The 13,667-nt window shown below is 69.3% G+C and carries 20 protein-coding genes and 1 tRNA gene; 4 read left to right on the top strand and 17 right to left on the bottom strand.

The features are described 5' to 3' along the window. Positions 1–15: 15 nt before the first annotated feature. Both nrtL and AB8A24_RS30065 read right to left on the bottom strand, forming a co-directional pair. Positions 16–951 carry an ArgS-related anticodon-binding protein NrtL gene (nrtL, locus tag AB8A24_RS30070; protein ID WP_369478076.1) on the bottom strand — a complete coding sequence of 312 codons (936 nt, stop codon included), beginning with the start codon at positions 949–951 and terminating at the stop codon, positions 16–18. Between the two features lie 95 nt (positions 952–1,046). Next, on the bottom strand, positions 1,047–1,532 hold the full coding sequence (locus AB8A24_RS30065) for a response regulator (protein WP_328961644.1): 486 nt from the start codon (positions 1,530–1,532) through the stop codon (positions 1,047–1,049). 105 nt (positions 1,533–1,637) lie between these two features. Between AB8A24_RS30065 and AB8A24_RS30060 the strand changes: the two genes are divergently transcribed. Then, a tRNA-Arg gene (locus tag AB8A24_RS30060) sits at positions 1,638–1,709 on the top strand. 218 nt (positions 1,710–1,927) lie between these two features. Here AB8A24_RS30060 and AB8A24_RS30055 read toward each other — a convergent pair. The 7 genes from AB8A24_RS30055 to AB8A24_RS30025 form a co-directional block, all read right to left on the bottom strand. Further along, a complete protein-coding gene (locus tag AB8A24_RS30055; RefSeq protein WP_328961645.1) occupies positions 1,928–3,301 on the bottom strand; it encodes a site-specific integrase in 1,374 nt (457 codons plus the stop codon). Beyond that, positions 3,298–3,471, bottom strand: a complete 174-nt coding sequence (locus tag AB8A24_RS30050) for an AlpA family transcriptional regulator (RefSeq protein ID WP_229345042.1) — start codon at positions 3,469–3,471, stop codon at positions 3,298–3,300. The genes AB8A24_RS30055 and AB8A24_RS30050 overlap by 4 nt, the downstream gene beginning before the upstream one ends. Positions 3,472–3,482: 11 nt before the next feature. Beyond that, positions 3,483–4,874 carry a replication initiator protein RepSA gene (gene repSA / locus AB8A24_RS30045; protein ID WP_369478075.1) on the bottom strand — a complete coding sequence of 464 codons (1,392 nt, stop codon included), beginning with the start codon at positions 4,872–4,874 and terminating at the stop codon, positions 3,483–3,485. Beyond that, positions 4,871–5,566, bottom strand: a complete 696-nt coding sequence (locus AB8A24_RS30040) for a DNA methylase (RefSeq protein ID WP_328961647.1) — start codon at positions 5,564–5,566, stop codon at positions 4,871–4,873. The genes repSA and AB8A24_RS30040 overlap by 4 nt, the downstream gene beginning before the upstream one ends. After that, positions 5,563–5,760 carry a hypothetical protein gene (locus tag AB8A24_RS30035; protein ID WP_328961648.1) on the bottom strand — a complete coding sequence of 66 codons (198 nt, stop codon included), beginning with the start codon at positions 5,758–5,760 and terminating at the stop codon, positions 5,563–5,565. Before AB8A24_RS30035 ends, AB8A24_RS30040 begins: the two co-directional genes overlap by 4 nt. A gap of 5 nt (positions 5,761–5,765) precedes the next feature. Further along, a complete protein-coding gene (locus tag AB8A24_RS30030; protein WP_328961649.1) occupies positions 5,766–5,945 on the bottom strand; it encodes a hypothetical protein in 180 nt (59 codons plus the stop codon). A gap of 94 nt (positions 5,946–6,039) precedes the next feature. Next, the gene (locus AB8A24_RS30025; RefSeq protein ID WP_328961650.1) at positions 6,040–6,429 is read right to left on the bottom strand and encodes a GGDEF domain-containing protein; all 390 of its coding nucleotides are present in this window, start codon (positions 6,427–6,429) and stop codon (positions 6,040–6,042) included. A gap of 108 nt (positions 6,430–6,537) precedes the next feature. On the opposite strand from AB8A24_RS30025, the gene AB8A24_RS30020 reads away from it, so the two are divergent. Beyond that, positions 6,538–7,413: an acyl-CoA thioester hydrolase/BAAT C-terminal domain-containing protein gene (locus AB8A24_RS30020; protein ID WP_328961651.1), complete on the top strand. Its 876-nt coding sequence runs from the start codon at positions 6,538–6,540 to the stop codon at positions 7,411–7,413. A gap of 264 nt (positions 7,414–7,677) precedes the next feature. Here the strand turns inward: AB8A24_RS30020 and AB8A24_RS30015 are convergent, their stop codons facing one another. From AB8A24_RS30015 to AB8A24_RS29985, 7 genes are all read right to left on the bottom strand, one after another. Further along, a complete protein-coding gene (locus tag AB8A24_RS30015; protein ID WP_328961652.1) occupies positions 7,678–8,010 on the bottom strand; it encodes a SpdD-like protein in 333 nt (110 codons plus the stop codon). 12 nt (positions 8,011–8,022) lie between these two features. Further along, positions 8,023–8,178, bottom strand: a complete 156-nt coding sequence (locus tag AB8A24_RS30010; RefSeq protein ID WP_328961653.1) for a hypothetical protein — start codon at positions 8,176–8,178, stop codon at positions 8,023–8,025. Positions 8,179–8,198: 20 nt separating this feature from the next. Then, positions 8,199–8,387, bottom strand: coding sequence for a mobile element transfer protein (locus tag AB8A24_RS30005; protein WP_328961654.1), 189 nt, complete (start codon positions 8,385–8,387; stop codon positions 8,199–8,201). 19 nt (positions 8,388–8,406) lie between these two features. Beyond that, positions 8,407–9,072: a DUF2637 domain-containing protein gene (locus tag AB8A24_RS30000; RefSeq protein WP_328961655.1), complete on the bottom strand. Its 666-nt coding sequence runs from the start codon at positions 9,070–9,072 to the stop codon at positions 8,407–8,409. A gap of 68 nt (positions 9,073–9,140) precedes the next feature. Then, entirely contained in the window at positions 9,141–9,332 is a 192-nt protein-coding gene (locus AB8A24_RS29995) for a hypothetical protein (protein WP_328961656.1), read from the bottom strand. 79 nt (positions 9,333–9,411) lie between these two features. Beyond that, on the bottom strand, positions 9,412–10,761 hold the full coding sequence (locus AB8A24_RS29990; protein WP_369478074.1) for an FtsK/SpoIIIE domain-containing protein: 1,350 nt from the start codon (positions 10,759–10,761) through the stop codon (positions 9,412–9,414). 2 nt (positions 10,762–10,763) lie between these two features. Continuing rightward, positions 10,764–11,093: a hypothetical protein gene (locus AB8A24_RS29985; RefSeq protein WP_328961658.1), complete on the bottom strand. Its 330-nt coding sequence runs from the start codon at positions 11,091–11,093 to the stop codon at positions 10,764–10,766. 137 nt (positions 11,094–11,230) lie between these two features. Between AB8A24_RS29985 and AB8A24_RS29980 the strand changes: the two genes are divergently transcribed. Together AB8A24_RS29980 and AB8A24_RS29975 are read left to right on the top strand one after the other, a co-directional pair. Then, positions 11,231–12,025: a GntR family transcriptional regulator gene (locus tag AB8A24_RS29980; RefSeq protein ID WP_328961659.1), complete on the top strand. Its 795-nt coding sequence runs from the start codon at positions 11,231–11,233 to the stop codon at positions 12,023–12,025. Continuing rightward, positions 12,022–12,705 (top strand): YdcF family protein, encoded by a 684-nt coding sequence (locus AB8A24_RS29975; RefSeq protein WP_328961660.1) that lies wholly within the window; start codon positions 12,022–12,024, stop codon positions 12,703–12,705. The genes AB8A24_RS29980 and AB8A24_RS29975 overlap by 4 nt, the downstream gene beginning before the upstream one ends. Here the strand turns inward: AB8A24_RS29975 and AB8A24_RS29970 are convergent. Continuing rightward, positions 12,678–13,244 (bottom strand): nuclease-related domain-containing protein, encoded by a 567-nt coding sequence (locus AB8A24_RS29970; protein ID WP_328961661.1) that lies wholly within the window; start codon positions 13,242–13,244, stop codon positions 12,678–12,680. The two genes, AB8A24_RS29975 and AB8A24_RS29970, sit on opposite strands and share 28 nt — an antisense overlap. Positions 13,245–13,667: the final 423 nt, after the last annotated feature.

Here is a 13,667-nt window from a genome sequence, read left to right as displayed (position 1 = left end):
ATCTCTCTTCGCGAATCACAGGCGTGTCGGTGCGTCTATGCCGAGCAGGGCCAGGCCGCCGGCCAGCACCGTCCCGGCGGCTTCGGCAAGAGCCAGCCGGGCACGGTGGGCGGCCGAGGGTTTCTCGTCGCCCTGGGGCAGGACGCGGTACTGGAGGTCGAGCAGCGCGTCGGCCAGCTCGACGAGGTGCCGGGCGAGCCGCTCGGGCGCGCGGTGGTGCGCGGCGGCTTCGAGGACGAGGGGGTGATCGGCGAGGACGCGCAGCAGGGCGGGCGCGTCGACGTCATCACTGATTTCGGGGCGGAACCCGAGCTGCTCGGCGTTGCGTACGAGCGCGTGGGCGCGGGCGTGGGCGTACCGCACCCGGAAGAGCTCGTTGCCCTCCCCTTGTACGAGCAGCGCGTCGGAGAACTCGGGGGTCTCGCGCGCGGGGGTGGTGAGCACGGCCCAGGCGACGGCGTCGGCCCCGTACCGCGCGAGCACGTCCCCGTCGCGGCGGGCGACGGGCGCGACGCCGAACTCCGGACCGGGTCCGACCCCCTGCGCGGCCTCGATCCGCGCGACGGCGGCCCGTACGAGCCGCTCGCGCGGCTCACGGGACGGCCGCACGTCCGGGACCTCGATCGCCACGGCTCGGCGCACGTCACGCACCAGCTGGGCGGCGGAAACGGAACTCAGCGAAAAATTCAGGAACCCGGCCCCGGTGACCTCGACCCGCTCGATCCCGGCCACCCCGCCCAACCGGCGGGCCAGCACCTCGGCGACCTCGGCCGGCCGCCGGCCGGCACCCTTCGCGATCTGGAAGGCGACGGGGGTGGCGTACTCCCCGACCCCGCCGGGCCTGGTCCGCTCGACCACCACCCGCGCGGGCACGACCCCGCCCAGCTCACCGTCCTCGACGGCGCGGCGCACGGCGCTCACGACGCAACGGGAGAGGTCGGCGGGGGTCACGGGACCCAGCCTAGGGGAGACGCACCGTCATCAGTCGAAGGGTTTCGCCATGTGAACAGAGCGCCGGACAACCGGAACCGACGGGACCGATGGGACTACTGGAGTGGGCTCCCCCTCCCCCGCCCGGCGGGGGTGCCTTTCCTCCCGTCGCGCAGGTCCTTGCGCTCGATCAGCCGGCGCACGACCCGTACCAGCTCGGTGGGCTCGAACGGCTTCGCGAGGAAGGCGTCCACCCCGGCCACGATCCCGGCCTCGACCTCCTGCTGCGTACAGGCGCTGACGATGGCGACGGGCACGTCCCTGGTCCGCGGATCGGCACGCAACTGCGCGGCCGCCCCGAACCCGTCCAGCCGCGGCATGACCACATCAAGGGTGATCGCGTCGGGACACACCCGATGCACGACGTCCAGACACTCGGCACCATCGTTCGCGGTCACGACCTCGAAGCCCTCCAGCTCGAGATTGACCTTGATCAGCTGCCGGATGACCTTGTTGTCGTCGACAACAAGCACCCGACCCGAGACGCCTGGCACAACTCGAGAGTAGGTCCGCCGGGGCCCCCGCGTCCGGGTTTTCGCCACTTCCACCCCCTCGGGCGAACCACTCCCTCCTCCCCCGCAAACCCGTTCCTGATCACCCCACGGAAGCTGGTAGTGTTCAACCCGTCGCCGCAACACCGACGACGCGCCCCCGTAGCTCAGGGGATAGAGCAACGGCCTCCGGAGCCGTGTGCGCAGGTTCGAATCCTGCCGGGGGCACTTCGCAGGAAGTGCCCAAAGACCCCGCCATCAGCGCCTTCGCTGAGACGGGGTCTTCGCGTATGCGCAGCCAACTGCCGCCCTGTGCACCCGTATGTCAGACCCTGTGGACTATTCGTGGACAGGATCTTGGTCCATCCATGCAGGTCAGCCCGGGAAACGCCGAAGGCCCCCGGACAGGTCCAGGGGCCTCGCAGCGTATCGCCACTCACTCGCGATCACTCGTACTCACGCAGCAGATCTTCGATCCGACGGTTGGCCACCTCCTGGCGCCCGTCGAGGCACTTCGCGTACCGACTGAGCAGCACCTCCACACTGTTGCCGGCCCGCTCGGCGACCTCGGTGGGGTCCACGCCCGCGTTGAGCCACGTGGAGAGCGCCGAGTGCCTCAGGTCGTACGGCCGCTGGGCGAGCGGCGAGGCGGCCACGGCCGGCGCCAGAGCGAGCACCCGAGCGTCCTGCCAGGCCCGGTAGTACGTGGACGAGGACACCACTCCCCCGCTCTCGCTGAAGAACAGCCGACCGTCCTCGGCAGTCCCGAAGGTGTCGAGGTGCTCGCGGAGGATGGCAACGAGCTGGGGAGGGATCGGCACCCGCCGGACGTCCTCGGTAGGCCGGTTCTTCAGACCGCGGTCGTCGTGGCTCTCGCCGGAGTCGGTCCACTGCTTGCCCACGCTCGGCCGGGTCCGGTGGAGCAGGGCGGTCCCCCACCCGGAGCCCGGGAGCACGAGGTCTGCCTCGGACAGCCCCACCACCTCGGCGGGCCGGAAGCCCCCGAAGTACATTCCGGCGTAGAGGCCCACCAGACGTCGGCCGCGGGCCCGGCGGTAGCCACCGACATACGAGACCGCGTGAAGCAGCGAGCGGGCCTGCTCGGGGTTGGCAACGACTCGCGGGTCAACCTCGTTCGACACCTTGGGCTTCCGCCAGCGCACCGCCGAGAGCGGGTTCTCTCGGAATTCCCCGAGGTCAACGGCGTAGTGCAGTGCATTGACCAACGTGCGCCGCTTCCTCCGTACGGTCTCCGCAGCGGCTGCGGTCCCATCCAATTTGATCTTCAGCGAATCGAGAACCGCCCGTCCGAGTGCCGGATCAGTGAGGTCCGACAGCGGCCGAGACGCCTTGGCAACCCAGTCCAGGGCGTTCCCCACCTCCACAGGAAGCTCCCTGCTGTCCGGGCCCGGAAGAACGAAGGCCCAGTTCCTCAGTGTCTTTCTCAGCACAGCGTCCGCGGGTCGGCCAGGTCGATCATTCAGTAACGCCATCGTCACCGAGGCCAATGACTCATTGATCCCGTCGCGAGTGCTCGGCGCCGCGTGGGGCCACTTCATGGCGAGATACTTCAACGCGAAGACGTACCAGGTCAGCGTTGCCTTCTTCTCCGCCATGGAGCCAGGAAGACCCGACTCGGTGTCGAACTCCTCGCCGTCCCGGGCAGCCCGCATCAACTTGGAGCGGAAGTTGTCCGCGAGGCCTTTCGTACGGAAGGACTCGGAAAAGACCTGCCCAGCAACAGACCAGCGAGCGTCGTAGGAAGGCCGCTTCGTATCACGCTTTCGGACACTCCAGATCTTGACGTCGAGCGACTTCACGCGGCAGCACCTTCCCGACTACGCAGCCAGGCGTGAAAGTCGCTTCGCCACACCCGCAGCTCCCCGTTCGGCAGGGTGAATGCCTTCGGCGCCTTGCCGAGTTCACGCCACCGGTAGAAGGTCCGCCGCGAGATCCCTTTCAGCTCGGAAAGGACCTCGGCCGTGGTCATCAGCTCGTCCTTCACGTTACGTCTCCTTCCAAATCAAGCAGGGCTTCGCGGGCGGTTTCGCGGTTGAGCTGGATGTCGCGGCGGATGTTGGCGGCGAGCCAGGATTCGCCGGGGGTGGAGCCGTGGCCGGCGTAGGACCAATGCGCGACGACGAGGAGGGTGGCCTCAGGGTGGTCGTCCGGGTCAGGCAGGCCGAGAGAGGCGCGTTGCTGGGCGGCGCGGTAGTCGGCGCGGACCTGGCGTAAGGCGCCGAGGGTGGTCGAGTAGCGGCGGGACTTGGTGGAGTGGCCGCGGAAGCCGAGCATGTGTGCCCAGGCCCGCAACCGCCGGTCGGGGTAGGCCCGATCGAGGTCCATGCACGCTTCCATGAGCCGCCGGGGGTGGTCGGGCACGCCAAGTAGGAGGAGCGCCTCCTTGTTGCCCACCGGGTGGTCCACGGTGCCGGTCGTCTCGGCGGCCTTGGTGGCGTACTTGGCGACGTAGGAGGCGACCGCCTGTTCTGTCAGGTCTTCCCCGTTGCCGAAAGCTCCGATGGGCTGCACGTCGATCTGCTCCCCCCACTGGAGCACCCAGTCGTGGTCGAAGCCGTGCTCCGGGCTCGCGGGCACGACGACGCCGACGCGGGCGGCTGCGGCTTGGATGGCGTCGGTGAGTAGGTCGAGGGTGGCCCACGCAGGCGGTGGGCTGTCGGGCCCGTCCGGTCCGTCGAAGCGGATCACAGCGTGGAAGTGGACGGCCCCGCGCTTCTGGTACTCGGCGACCTTGCCGAAGGAGACGCGGGACTGTTCTCGGGCGGCTTTCTGGGTGAGGCCGGCGCGGGCGGCGATCTCTCGGCGGAGGTAGATCGTGAAGTAGCGCCACAGCTCGGAGGCGTGGTTGTTCCACAGCACGGCGCCCGCGTAGTCGTACGTGGACGGGTCGAGCGGGGTGCCCAGTTCCTCAGCATCCTCGGGGTGCCGGATGCCGCAGCGGCAGGGGCGGGTGCCGGGCCGGTTGTGGACGGGGCCGAAGGACGGGGCGGTCAGGGTGGCGAAGACGCGGGGGTGATCGCGGATCGTCTCGGGGGTTCCCTTGGCGGGATCGCCGACGAGGCCGGCGCGGATCAGGTGGTAGGTGTCTCCGGCGTAGGTCCAGGCGCAGGCGGGGCAGCGGGAGGCGCGGCGGTTGCCGCATGCGACGCGCAGGACGCCGCCGGGTTCGGTGTCGGTGTTGTAGGCGTGGATCACGGTGCGGGTGGCCGGGTCGAGGAGCTTGGTGCCGCCGGCGAGGCGGATCGGGGCGGCGCATCCTCCGGTGCGGCGGATCTGTTCGTGGAGGCGGTCGAAGCCGGGGGCCCCGGCCACCCGGAGCAGGTCGCTCAGGGTGGCCGGGTCCAGGCCTGCCGCGGTGGCGGTGTCGGTCACGCCAGTACCTCCTGCCGTGCGGTCAGGAAGGCGGTGCCGATCCACTGGGTGTAGGCGGGTGGGATGGCCTCGGTCAGCTCTGTGCGGTCGTCGGTCCAGGTGATCCCCATGGCGGTCTGCATCTCGGGGACGGTGGCTTTGCCGCCGCCCTTTCCGTAGGCGGCTACGTAGGGGCCTTCTCGGCGGATGCCGTGGCGGTGGCCGCGGACGTATCCGCGGTGTCGCGGGTGGGTCGGCTTGGCGGTGTTCCAGCGGCCGAGTTCGAAGTTGCGGTGTCGCAGGACGCCGAGGTCGAACATCTCGCCGCACAGGGTGAGGTCTTTGCGGATCACAGCCTGACCGTTCGGCTGCTCGATCACGTACGGCAGGCCGGACGCGTCGAGGAGTTCGCGGGTCGGGGCAACGAGGTCGGTGTGCGTCCCGCCCCAGCCTTGGGACTGGTTGGTACCGACGGTCAGGCCGCAACCTGCCTGGCACGGCGGGGAGGCATGAGCCAGGACGTACTGCTCGATCGCGCCCGTGGTGATCAGGTGGGCGAGGTATTCGAGAGCATCACCCCGGTGGTAGGCGAAGGGGTAGCGGGGGCGGTCGGCGATGTCGCAGCCGTCGACCGCGAAGCCGGCCCGGTGATAGCCCATGGCGGCTCCGCCGGCGCAGGAGAAGAGGTCGAGGATTCGGGGCCGGCTGGTCATTCGGCGCCGCCTCGGGCGTGTGCGGAGCCGTGGTTGGCGTTCCAACCGGCGACCAGGGCACCGACCTGTGCGTCTCCCTTGGCGGAGGCGGAGGCGCCGCAGTGGCAGACCGCGGATGCGGTGGCGGGTTCGGACGCCGAGGGCTTGCTGATGTGGAGCCCAGGCGTGTTGTTCGTCGGGGTCAGCTTCGCCATGGCGTTCACCGGCCGAGCCGGACGAGGGCCGAGGGGATGGTGCGGCCGAGGCCCCGGCAGGTGGGGCAGTTGACGCGGATGGTCGTCCGGATGCCGTCGGCGGTGCGGGCGCCGGTGGTGATCGTGGCGGTGGCGAAGCCGTCGCAGTCGCGGCAGACGGGCGGGGTCGAGGCGTGCTGGGGCATGATGAGTTGTCCCTTTCGGGTCCGTTGGATCTGGGAGGGGTTCAGGCGCCCGGGGCGGCGGAAGTTTGGCGACCGAGGCCGCTCCGGGGGCCGCTCAGCGTGTGTTGCGCCTGCCGTGGCCCTTGGCCGCGTACATCGAGGAGTCCGCGGCGGACAGCGCATCGGTGAGGGCCGGTACCGGCAGGTGGTCGCGGTGGCAGTGGCCGACCGAGGCCGAGACCGGCAGGGTGCAGCCGGTGTACGTGACGGGCTGGTCCAAGGCGGCCCGGAGGTCGCGGAGGCCCGTGGTGCGGCTGAGGTCGGTGACGATGGCGGCGAACTCGTCTCCGCCGAGGCGGGCGGAAATGCCGTGGCGTCCGCACCAGGTGGCCAGGCGGCGGGCGGTCGCTGCGAGCACCGCGTCTCCAGCAGCATGGCCGTGGGTGTCGTTGATGGCCTTGAAGTCGTTTTCCCGGACTAACTCAGGTGGCGTGTGGGGCGTCATGATGGAGACCTCCATGCGAGTGGAGGCGGGGCGCGGTGGCTTTGGTAGGTGGCCGCGCCCCGCGTGCTGGACAGGGGGTTATGAGAGCTGTGGAGGCAGGAAGCGCGCGTGGACATCACTGAGCACGAGCTGGCCGATCCGTGGGAAGGACTTCTCGTCGCTCCTGCTCATGGCAGTGACGTCGGGGTGCTGGTCCTGGCAGGGTCCAGTGGGCGCATTGAACGCGAGCGAGCGCGCATCCTGGCTCAGCAAGGAGTCACGGCACTGGCGATCCGCTGGTTCGGTGGCCCCGGGCAGAGCCCGGGCATTTGCGAAGTCCCGTTGGAGACCTTCACCACCGCCGTCGACGTCCTTCAACGTGAGGGATCGCGACGCATCGGAATTCTTGGCGTTTCCAAGGGAGCTGAAGCAGCCTTGCTCACCGCGGTGCACGACCCGCGCGTGGACATAGTCGTCGCGTTGTCGCCCACCTCACGGGTCTGGTGCAACGTCGGTCCAAGCCGTGACGGAGCGCATCACCCGTATCGCTCGTCCTGGACGTGGCAGGGGCGTCCACTACCTTTCGTTCCGATGGACGACTCGTGGACTTCCCCGGAGCCGGACAGCGGGCCCGTCGCCATCCGTGGGTGGTACGAACTCAGCGAACGGACCTTCGCTCACCTCCTTCCGCCGGCAGAGATTCCTGTGGAGGCCGCCAGAGCCGACCTGCTGCTGATAGCGGGCGGCGACGACGCGATGTGGCCGTCGCTGCCCTTCGCCGAACAACTCGCGCAACGCCGGCGCTCGGCCGGTGCCACTGTGCGCCTGATCGCGCGCGACGATGCCGGACACCGACCCCGTCTTCCTGGCGAGAGCCCCGCATCCGCGTCCCCGCACTTCCAGTACGGAGGCACGCCTGAAGCTGACGCACTCCTTGGCAAGGCTGCCTGGCCCCAAATCCTCGACGCAATCACCGACGGGAGCCCACCAGCGCTTACCAGTTGAGGATGAGAGGCCGATGCGTGTCTCCCAACGCACCGGCGTGTCCTGCCGTAGTCCGGTCAACATGGTCCAGGTCGACCAGGATCACGAGCGCGTTCGGGTTCTTGGCGATGAGACGTTCGGCGCGGGCGGTCCAACCTGCCCGGGTGTGAAGGCCGGTCAGAGGGTCTCGGCGGGCGCTGGACAGGCAGCGCAGGAGCATTCCGCCGTGAAGGGCCCAGCCCAGGGCTGGTAAGCCCGCAGCGATGACGTGCGTGTCCATCTGCGTCACCGCCCCTTCTGGAGGTCCTTGACCAGCAGGCGCAGGACCACCGCGATCACGGCGACGGAGACGCCGGTGATGGCGACCGCGAGGAGCATCGAGACAAGGACGGCGCCGACGACGAGGACGACGGCGCCACCGCCGGCGGCGAGGGCGACCACGCTGCCGGGGGTGAGCTGGACCGTGGTGCGTGCCGGGGCGGTCGGCGTCGGGTGGTGCTCGGGTGCCATCGGCGAGGTTCCGCGGGTGGGCTCGATGCCGGAGAGGGCGACGGGCTGTGCGGGCGGGGTGATGATGCCGGTCGGGAGCGGGTTGACCGGGATGCGCGGTCGGAGCATGGCGGGGTCTCCCTACTTGGTGAGCGGGTCGATGAGCGGGGCGAGAGCGCTGCTGGCGAGGAGGTAGCCGCCGATGAGGAGCACGGCCACGAGCCACAGCGGCGGGCGGATGAGCTTGTAGCCGAGGGTGCCGACGGCGATCAGGGCGAGCCAGAGCGGTACGTCCATGACGCGGTTCTCCTTCGTGATCAGCGCGGGTTGCAGCGGTGGGTGCGGGCGGCGAGTTCGGCCGCGGCGCGACTGCGGTAGTCGGCGGAGAAGTCGCAGCCGGGGGCGCTGCACACGGCGGTGTGCAGGGTGCGGCCCCGGCCGTCGCTGTAGCTGCCGACCGTCACGGGGCCGAAGCGGATGACCTGGTAGAAGCGGTTCGGGCGCACGGGTTGGTCTCCCTTCCTGTCAGGTGAGTTGGATGGCGATGGCGTCCGCGAGCGCGGGCGGGATGCCGAGGCGGCTCCGCAGAGTCGCCGTGTCGATCGGGGCACCGGTCTGTGCGTGGTGGGCGTCCGCGATCTTCTGGGCGTGGTCGAGCAGGGCTGGTGGGACCGGCACAGCGGGCGGGATCGGGGCAGGCTCCGGGGGCGGGGACTGCGGATCGGGTTCGGCCGGCGGCAGCTCGGGCGCCGGTTCCGGAGCGCGTTCCACGGTCACGTCCGGGGAGGGCTCGACCTGGATTTGGTCCGTGTGCTCGGGCTCTTGGAGTGGGGCGGGTGAGTGGGCGAGGAGCGTGCCGCCGAGGAAGGCGAGGGCGGGCCAGCCCGCGACGAGGATGCGCAGCCAGGGCGGGACGTTGTTCAGGTCGAGCAGTCCGGCGGTGGCGATGTTGGCGCCGAGCGACGCGATCAGGGCGATGGCGAACCACAGCCATGCGTCGCGGTTCTCCTCGTCGGTGCGCATCCGGCGCCATGCCGCGACCAGCAGCAGGTCGACGCTGACTGGGTAGGCCCACGCTTTCCAGCCGTCCTGTCCGGCTGCCGCTGCCAGGTCGTGCAGGTGGGCGAAGGACAGGGCACCGGCGATGACGGCCTGGACGAGCACGGCGTCGAGGCGGAGAGTGCGGGACACGAGTCGCCTCCTTTCGGGGAGGCCGGTGCCGGGTGCGGTTCTCAGGCACCGGCGGGTTGGGGAACGGGTCAGGCCGTGCCGGTGCCGAGGCAGGACGGGCACAGTCCGGACTGGATGGCGCCGATCTCCCGGCGCTTGCGCCCGACCCGGACGGTCGTGGTGGTCTCCCCGGATCCGTCGCAGGTGCCGCAGGCTTCGGCGGCCGGTGCGGGCTTGGGGGATCGAGGCCGTCGGGCCGGTGCCTTCTTCTCGGTGGTCATGGCGATTCCTTTCGGTTTCGGGCATGGGTCGGGTAGGGACCTGGCGCGAGACGGTCGCGCCGACCGAGGGAGGGGACTGCTAGTCCGTGGCCGGAGTCGGCTTCACGAGCGGAACGGACCCGGCGGCCGGGGTCACGGTGGGGATCACCGGCCGGTACGGGGCGAGGGCGGGAAGGGCCGGGGTGCGGTGCGCGAACTGGGCGCAGATCTCGGAAGCTTCCTCGGCACTCAACTCGGGGGTGCGGATCCGGGACCAGCCGCCGGAGGTATCACCGGCCACCGCGACGCCGGGCTTGTCGGGCGGGATCGTCGTCACGGCCACGACCGCGTCCGGGGCGATGTCTCCCAGGCCCATGTCGGCGGTCTGCTTGTCGTTGACGCGGTGGACCACGCGGCCGGTGAGTTGGGCGCGGAGCGTGGTGGCGCCCTTGCCGAGTTCGGAGCCGAAGCGTTGGCCGCAGATCTCCAGGTAGATGCCGGCCGCGCGGGACATCTGCCCGAGTCGGATCAATTGCATGACCATGCGGTCCCGGCGGTCCTCGTCCTTCTTACTGGCCACGAGGAACAGTTCCGCGACCTCGTCCACGAGCAGTACTACCGGCACAGGCCGGACCTCTTCCGGCAGGGCCCACAGATCGGCGGCCCCGTAGTCGCTCAGCAGGTCGAAGCGGCTTTCCATCTCGCCGACGAGAGCGTCCAGGAGGCCGGATGCCTCCTCCGGTGTGACGGCGAGCGCCGACAGGCGCGGTGCGTACCGGCGCTGCTCGACCCCCCGCTTGCAGTCGATCCCGATCAGGGCGACCCGCAACGGGGCGAGGCCGGCGATCAGGTTGCGCAGGTACATGGACTTGCCCGACTGGTTGGCGCCGAGCGTCAGTGCGTGCGGCACCTTGAGGTAGTCCCGGACGAACGAGGTGCCGTCCTCCCGGAGCGCGACCGGGACCACCATCTGACCGGACGGGCGCCGACGCGGCATCTTCACCCGGCGCAGTACGTCGTAGCCGGTCATCCGCAGCTCCACGAACCCCGGCTTCGTCTCTACCACGTGGACGGAGTGGACGCCCCAGGCGTGGCGCAGCCGCTCGGAGGCCGCCATCACGTCGGCGGGCTCCAGCCCGGCCGGAAGACGCAGGGTGACCCGCATACCGGTCGAGGAACCCCGCACCCGGCGGATCTTCGGCGGAACGGGCTGTACATCACTGCGGCGGGCGACGTTGCGGACCAGGAAGGCCCGGAGACGGGACGGCTGCACCGTCAGCCCGCACACGTCCATCGTGGCCCGGTACGTCACCGCGAACCGCACACGCGCCACCGGCAGACCGGCCAGCGACCAGAACACGCGGGGCGCACGAAGCTTCGCGTATCCGAGACCACCGCCCACCCCGGCCAGGGGGAGGCCGACCTCCCATAAGGTCGTCAGGTCGGCCATCGTCAGGCCCCGACCGTGATGGCGACGGCACGGAAGGAGATGCCGTGCCGGGTCTGGCCGTTGAACGTGTTCTCCCAGTCCCGGGCCTTGAGGCCGATCACCGACACCGGCATACCCGGCATCAGGCCCTCGGGAAGGCCGGTCTCCGGGACGGTCACCTGGTAGAGGTTGCCCTCCCCCTCGTCCGAGATCAGCAGGCTCACCGTGGACAGGCCTGCGCCGGTCTCCCGGTCCATCGCCCGCTCACCGGTCTGCTTGCTCACGAGCTTCGGGGTCGGAGCCGTGGCCACGAACACCACGGCGGTCGACGTGTCCACCTTGAACGACGGCATCAGTACCTCCAGCGTTGTCGGGGCAGCCCGAAGAGGACTGCCAACTCTCGCTGTCCTAGGACTGCGAGCGCTTGAGTAGATAGTGCAGCGCAGTCCTAGGACTGTGTTTGACTTGGAGTCGACGAAAGGGATACGTGATGGCGCCAAAGTGGAGAGAGCTGGCAGACAAGCTGGCTGATCAGATCAGAAGGGGCGACTACGCCCCAGGTCAGCAATTGCCGCACATCAGGGAGCTGGTAGACGCTGGCGAAGGTTCGAAGGCGACCGTCCACGCGGCTTACAAAGCGCTGGAAGCGGAAGGCTTGGTCACGTCGTCGCGAGGCCACGGAACCGTTGTCCGACAGCAGGTTCCACTGAAGCGACTCGGTATCGCCCGCTACGACAAGGCCAAGTGGCGCGACGGTGACGAGGTGGCGTTCATCGCGGACCGCGTGGCCTCAGGGCGGACGTATCGGCGCAACGAGCAGACCCAGTCGGTCAGCCTCGTTGAAGCGCCACCCGAGGCGGCTGCCGCACACGGCCTACCAGCCGGCGCACAGGTCTACGCACGCGCACGGTTGGTGAAGGAAGGCGACCAGCCGACCCACACGCTGACCAGCTACTACCGACCCGAGCATGTCGAAGGAACCCGCCTGGTAGATCCGACACCCGGTCCGGCAGGCCGCGGTGGTGGATTTCGCGTCCTGTACGACGCCGGCTACGAGATCGACCACATGAAGGAGCGGATCTTCGCCCGCACGCCCACAGCTGAGGAAGTGAGGCTCTTGCAGCTTCCGCAGGGCGAACCGGTGGTCGAGCTGCACCGGACGACGTACACGGCCGACGGCACCGTGGTCGAATTCGCCCTCGGGGTGCACGCTGCTTCGCGCTTCGCCTGGGAATACGACTTCCAAGTACCTGACTCAGCGAACGACAGGGAAGGCCAGGAGTGATTTCGACCCAGGACTGGGAAGACACCCGACTCATCTGGGACTACCACCAGATGGGCCACGCTCCGCGGCCGTGCTCGGTAGCGATCGGCCTCGGCAGCCACGACCTGGGGGTAGCTGAGGCGGCAGTCGATCTGTACCGACGTGGCATGACCCCACTGCTCCTCTTCACCGGAGCCACCAGTCCAACGACGCGCGAGCGAATGCCCCGCGGAGAAGCGGTCCACTACCGCGAGCGCGCTTTGGAGCTCGGGGTGCCCAGCTCGGCCGTGCTCGTGGAGCCGCGCGCTCGGAACACGGGCGAGAACATCCGCTTCAGCCGAGAACTACTCGAAGAGACTGGTGTCGACGTCTCCTCGGTGCTGCTGATCAGTAAGCCGTACGAGGAGCGACGCGCGTACGCCACGGCGCGGAAGCTGTGGCCCGGAGTCGAGATCGTCAGCGCCTCCAGCCCGATGACGCTGGACGAGTACGTCGACTCCATCGGTGATGCCCGCTTGGTCATCGACATGCTGGTTGGCGCAGTGCAGCGGTTGTCGGTCTACCCAGAGCAGGGATTCATGATCAGCCAGCACATCCCGGACGACGTGACCGAGGCGTATGAGCGACTGTGCCAGCGAGGCTTCACGAGTCGGCTCTTGCGGGATGCGCCGGGTCAGGCCCGGAGCCAGACGCGCCGGTGACGAGCGACCGCGAACACCTGCTCCACCTGATCTGGGGTGAGCTTGCCTGTGAGCGGACCCAAAGACGCCACCTCTCGCTCGTGATAGATGCGAACGGAGTACTGCGTCGCCGCCCGATCCAGGGACGCAATGCCGACGAAGACCAGGGCAGGCTCGACAGGCACCTTGAAGGCGCAGTACCTCCCCAGCACGCCACGCACGAAGTCCGCCTCAGCCTGGCTTGCCGCCGCGTACGGCCGCGGCTTGCCGCCGTTGATTTTGGCCATCGAGTCGCCGACCCAGACCGAGGCGCCGCGGTGGTTCTTGGTGTTGATGCTGAATACGCCGCCAGGGCCGATCAGTAGGTGGTCGATGTCCCCGCCGTTGCCCTTCTCAATGCCGTGAAGCACCCGCCAGCCCTGAGGGGACAGGCGTTCCAGTTCACGCCCCACCCGCCGCTCGCCTTCCAGGCCCGCATACCAGCTGTCCCACTCCGAGGACTGCCGCAGTAACTTCGCCTTGAGCCGCTGCACCGTCGACGGGCCTCGCTCGGCGATCATCCCGACGACTCGGGAGCCAGGCCGATTCCTGGCCAGGTCCTCACTAGGACTGAGAGGTGGGAGAGCCGCCGGCCGTTCGGTTCGGTGTTGCCGGGTTGGAGGGGAAGACTGCCCAGGCTGCCGAGTGGGGGCCGCAGGGCGGGATTCACGAGCAGGTGAGGGCGGGGAGCCGATGGTGAGCCCCTGCCCAAGGTGACGACGGAGAAGTCCTAGTGCCTCGTCCTGGTACTTCCGATCCTTGATCGTCACGGCCTTGGTCGCCCGATCCGCCCAGGCGACGGCTGTGCCGTCTGGCAGATTCACGTAGAGCCGATCCTTGCCATGCCTCTTCCACGAATGCACCGTCAGATCGCTCATCAGCCGCCCCCCTGCGTGCCGTCGCCACATATATGCCAACAGCTGGTGGCCGGGTCGGCAAGACCG

The sequence above is a fragment of the Streptomyces sp. BF23-19 genome (assembly GCF_041106355.1).
GTDB lineage: Bacteria > Actinomycetota > Actinomycetes > Streptomycetales > Streptomycetaceae > Streptomyces > Streptomyces virginiae_A.
Note: the sequence above shows the minus strand (reverse complement) of the source record. Positions and strands in the feature narration are given on the sequence as shown.

Excerpts from the sequence above, each read along its gene's own strand:
- AB8A24_RS29995 (WP_328961656.1), bottom strand. The coding sequence starts at position 9,332 with ATGACCACCGAGAAGAAGGCACCGGCCCGACGGCCTCGATCCCCCAAG.
- AB8A24_RS30010 (WP_328961653.1), bottom strand. The coding sequence starts at position 8,178 with ATGGACGTACCGCTCTGGCTCGCCCTGATCGCCGTCGGCACCCTCGGC.
- AB8A24_RS30030 (WP_328961649.1), bottom strand. The coding sequence starts at position 5,945 with ATGCCCCAGCACGCCTCGACCCCGCCCGTCTGCCGCGACTGCGACGGC.
- AB8A24_RS30040 (WP_328961647.1), bottom strand. The coding sequence starts at position 5,566 with ATGACCAGCCGGCCCCGAATCCTCGACCTCTTCTCCTGCGCCGGCGGA.
- AB8A24_RS30015 (WP_328961652.1), bottom strand. The coding sequence starts at position 8,010 with ATGCTCCGACCGCGCATCCCGGTCAACCCGCTCCCGACCGGCATCATC.
- AB8A24_RS30050 (WP_229345042.1), bottom strand. The coding sequence starts at position 3,471 with ATGACCACGGCCGAGGTCCTTTCCGAGCTGAAAGGGATCTCGCGGCGG.
- AB8A24_RS30025 (WP_328961650.1), bottom strand. The coding sequence starts at position 6,429 with ATGACGCCCCACACGCCACCTGAGTTAGTCCGGGAAAACGACTTCAAG.
- AB8A24_RS29985 (WP_328961658.1), bottom strand. The coding sequence starts at position 11,093 with ATGCCGTCGTTCAAGGTGGACACGTCGACCGCCGTGGTGTTCGTGGCC.
- AB8A24_RS29970 (WP_328961661.1), bottom strand. The coding sequence starts at position 13,244 with ATGATCGCCGAGCGAGGCCCGTCGACGGTGCAGCGGCTCAAGGCGAAG.
- AB8A24_RS29990 (WP_369478074.1), bottom strand. The coding sequence starts at position 10,761 with ATGGCCGACCTGACGACCTTATGGGAGGTCGGCCTCCCCCTGGCCGGG.
- AB8A24_RS29980 (WP_328961659.1), top strand. The coding sequence starts at position 11,231 with ATGGCGCCAAAGTGGAGAGAGCTGGCAGACAAGCTGGCTGATCAGATC.
- AB8A24_RS30035 (WP_328961648.1), bottom strand. The coding sequence starts at position 5,760 with ATGGCGAAGCTGACCCCGACGAACAACACGCCTGGGCTCCACATCAGC.